General features: G+C 66.6%; 4 protein-coding genes. All 4 read right to left on the bottom strand.

The annotated features are described in order from the left end of the window. Positions 1 to 991, bottom strand: a 991-nt coding sequence (locus tag GJ693_RS14715; protein ID WP_156257016.1) for an N-acyl-D-amino-acid deacylase family protein, incomplete at its 3' end; no start/stop codon positions are given. Then, the gene (locus tag GJ693_RS14710; protein WP_156257015.1) at positions 988 to 2,634 is read right to left on the bottom strand and encodes an acetolactate synthase large subunit; all 1,647 of its coding nucleotides are present in this window, start codon (positions 2,632 to 2,634) and stop codon (positions 988 to 990) included. The genes GJ693_RS14715 and GJ693_RS14710, both read right to left, overlap by 4 nt. Positions 2,635 to 2,637: 3 nt before the next feature. After that, positions 2,638 to 3,129, bottom strand: coding sequence for a DUF4188 domain-containing protein (locus GJ693_RS14705; RefSeq protein WP_156257014.1), 492 nt, complete (start codon positions 3,127 to 3,129; stop codon positions 2,638 to 2,640). Between the two features lie 228 nt (positions 3,130 to 3,357). Beyond that, on the bottom strand, positions 3,358 to 3,611 hold a 254-nt coding region (locus GJ693_RS14700; protein ID WP_197042233.1), incomplete at its 5' end, for a DUF3734 domain-containing protein.

The raw sequence follows: 3,611 nt of genomic DNA, 5'->3' as shown, positions 1-3,611 counted from the left end.
GGCGCAGATTGTCGGCCATGTCGGCGCGCAGCCGGGTGCGCTGGGCCGGATCGGCGATGCGGGCGCGGATGGCGTCAATGCCGCCGGCCTGGGCCCAGCCGGGCAGCAGCGCTGCCAGCAGGCCGGTGCCGCTGGCCGTGTAGGGATATTGATCGGCCGTCACGTCCTGCCCGGCGGCGCGGGCAGCGTTGATGCGGGCAACGACTGTGGCGGACTGGCCCTGTACATCGGCGCCCAGCGCCTTCAGATGGGCGAAATGCACCGGCATCCCGGCGTCACGACCGATGCGCAGCACCTCATCGACCGAGGCGAGCAGGCCGATGCCATAGCTCGATTCATCGCGCTGGTGGGTGTCATAGAGGCCGCCGCGCCGCCCGGCCTCGCGCGCCACTTCGATCACCTCCTCGGTGCGGGCATATTTCTGCGGCGGATAGAACAGCCCGGTCGAAAGGCCGAGCGCGCCTTCGCACATGGCCCCGGCGACCAGCGCCTGCATGCGCGCCAGTTGGGCCGCGTCTGGGGTGTCGTCGCCGTCGCCCAGCACCTGCCGCCGCACCGAACCAAAGCCCACATAGGATGCAAGATTGGGCCCGATCGGGTGCGCGGCCAGTGCCGCCGTCTGGCCGGCGACATCGGGGCTGCCGGCGCCATCATTGCCGACAACAATGGTGGTGACGCCTTGCGCCAGCCAGGTGTCGAGCCGACGGCTGCCGGGATCGGGCGCATCCCAATCGGCATGGGTGTGCGGATCGATGAAACCTGGCGCCACGATCAGGCCGCGCGCCTCGATCACCCGCTTCGCCCGCACCTTGCTGCCCTTGCCGACCACGAGGATGCGATCGCCGCTGATCGCCACGTCGCCCACAAAGGCGGGCCGGTCGCTGCCGTCGTGGATGATGCCGCCCCTGATCAGTAGATCGGCCACCGGTGGCGGCGCCGCGGCACCCAGCAAGAGGCCGGCTGTCAGCAACCGCAGGGGGGCAATCGTCATAGGGCGGCGCTCAATTCCTTGATGTCCTTGTTGAGGATACGGTCGTTGTCGCTGTAGTCCACCGGGCAATCAATCAGGTGCACGCCCGGCGTCGCCAGGCAGTGCGCCAGCAGGCCGGGCAGCATGCCAGCGCTGGTGACGCGGTGGCCGTTTGCGCCATAAGCCTTTGCATAGGCCACGAAATCCGGGTTGCCATAGCTGAGGCCCCAATCCTGGAAGCCCATGTTGGCCTGTTTCCAGCGGATCATGCCATAGCTGCCGTCGTTCAGGATCAGCACGGTGAGATTGAGGCCCAGGCGCACCGCGGTTTCCATCTCCTGGCTGTTCATCATGAAACCGCCGTCGCCGCACACCGCCATCACCTTGCGGTCGGGATAGACCATGCAGGAGGCCATGGCCGATGGCAGGCCGGCCCCCATCGTGGCGAGCGCGTTGTCGAGCAGCACAGTGTTGGGCCGATAGGCGGTGTAGTTGCGCGCGAACCAGATCTTGTAGACGCCATTGTCGAGCGCGATGATGCCGTCCTCCGGCATCGCCTGGCGGATCTGGCTGACCAGAAATTGCGGATAGATCGGGAAACGCTGGTCCCCGGCTGCGGCGTCACGATGCGCCACTTCGGCGGCACGCGCTTCCAGCATGCCGGCACAATTCCAGTGCGGCTGGACCTGGATCGCCTCCTTCAGCTGCCAGACTGCATTGGCGATATCGCCGATCACCTCGATCTGCGGGAAATAAACCGGGTCCACCTCGGCCGAGCGCACGCTCATGTGGATGACGGTGGCACCGTCCTGGGTCATGAAGAAGGGCGGCTTCTCGATCACGTCGTGGCCGATGTTGACAATGACATCGGCACGGCGAATGGCGGCATGGACGAAATCTCCTGCCGATAGCGCCGCGCAGCCGAGGAACTTGGGATGGCGTTCATCGATGACGCCCTTGCCCAGCTGCGTCGTCAGGAACGGAATTCGCGTCTTTTCAACGAATTCCAGCAGCATCTTCGATGTCATCGTGCGGTTGGCGCCCGCGCCGATGACGAGGATGGGGGATTTCGCGGCCTCGATGGCGCGCACGGCCGCCTGCACCGCCTTGGCATCGGCCAGCGGCCGGCGGGCATAGCTTGGCCTGAACGGCACCGCGTCGGTGGGATCGTGGGCGATGTCCTCCGGCAACTCCAGATGGGTGGCGCCGGGCTTTTCCTCCTGCGCCAGCCGGAAGGCCTCGCGCACCCTGGCCGGGATATTGTCGGCGCTGGCCAGTTGGTGGGTATATTTGGTGATCGGCCGCATCATGTCGACGACGTCGAGGATCTGGAACCGGCCCTGCTTGCTGCGCTTGATCGGCTTCTGGCCAGTGATCATCAGCGTCGGCATGCCGCCCAGCGTGGCATAGGCGGCCGCCGTCACCAGGTTGGTTGCCCCCGGCCCCAGCGTGGCGAGGCACACGCCCGCCTTGCCGGTGTGACGGCCGTAGGTGGCAGCCATGAAGCCGGCGCCCTGCTCATGCCGGGTGAGGATCAGGCGGATCTGCGTGGACCGGCCCAGGCTGTCGAGAAAGTCGAGATTCTCCTCGCCCGGCACGCCAAATACATAGTCGACGCCCTCCGCTTCCAGGCATTGCACCAGCAGATCAGACGCCTTGGTCATCGCTCAGTCTCCGCCCGTCTGCGCCTGTCGCCGTCCGTCGGCGCGGGCACGCAGACCGGTGGCATCGTGGATGGTACCGGCCGCGCCCAGCCCCCAGCGCGGCATGTTGTTGTAAACGCTTTCATACTGGCCGGGCTGGATCAGATAGGTCTCGTGCCAGATGCCGACATCGCCGTTGGAGCCGACCGCCGTGTTGAAGCGCTGCCAGGCCGGCAGATGCAGCTGGTCACGGCCGGTGGCAAAGGCCTGCAGATGATCAAGGCTGCGCCAATATTGCACCAGCATGGTCGCCGGAAAGCCGACATGGGTACGGCTGTGCAGCAGGCCCAGGTCCGGCCGCTTCGACAGCTCGGCAATCATCGGCCCCATCGCGGCAAAGGTCGGCCCCCAGCTGTTCACCTTCCACAGCCGGTTGATCCGGATACCGATCAGGAACAGCACGAAGCTGCCTTCGATCTCGGCGCAGATGCGCCGATCGATGATGGCGGCGCTCATCAGATCAGGAACCGGCTCGCGGCACAGGCAGTGCGCGCGGCATCGGGATCGGCAAGGGTGAATATCCGGTCCCGCCAGCTTTCCACGCTCATGGTGACAGCTCCTTCCCCACGGGTTGCAGTCCAGCGGCCCGATGCTCACCGCCACATTCGGCGGTTGACCGTCACCGGTTGCAGTCGCTGCAACATGGCCATCAGACTATCAGAAACACGGAGGGACAAAAGCAGTTCAGGCAGCGGTCGCGTCAAAGCTCCAGACGCCCGGACCGGTGGGCAGCCCGGACCAGCCACGCCGGGCCAGCATGACGGCCACATCGGCCTCGCCCTGGCGCCAGTGCAGCTCCATGCTGGCGCGGCCGAACTCGCGGCCCTTGGCGCTGCCCTGCCAGGGCTGATCGCGATAGATCAGCTGCGCCACCACTGCCCGGCGCCCCCGCGCCAGCCGGTCGAGCAGCCGCGCCTCGGCGCTGTCGCGCAGTTCAG

This window comes from Sandarakinorhabdus oryzae, from assembly GCF_009733735.1.
GTDB classification, from domain to species: Bacteria; Pseudomonadota; Alphaproteobacteria; order Sphingomonadales; family Sphingomonadaceae; genus Sandarakinorhabdus; species Sandarakinorhabdus oryzae.
This window is presented reverse-complemented; position numbering and strand designations above follow the sequence as displayed.

What these genes read in the sequence shown, in the direction of transcription:
- GJ693_RS14710 (WP_156257015.1), bottom strand. Translation starts at nt 2,634, where the DNA reads ATGACCAAGGCGTCTGATCTGCTGGTGCAATGCCTGGAAGCGGAGGGC.
- GJ693_RS14705 (WP_156257014.1), bottom strand. Translation starts at nt 3,129, where the DNA reads ATGAGCGCCGCCATCATCGATCGGCGCATCTGCGCCGAGATCGAAGGC.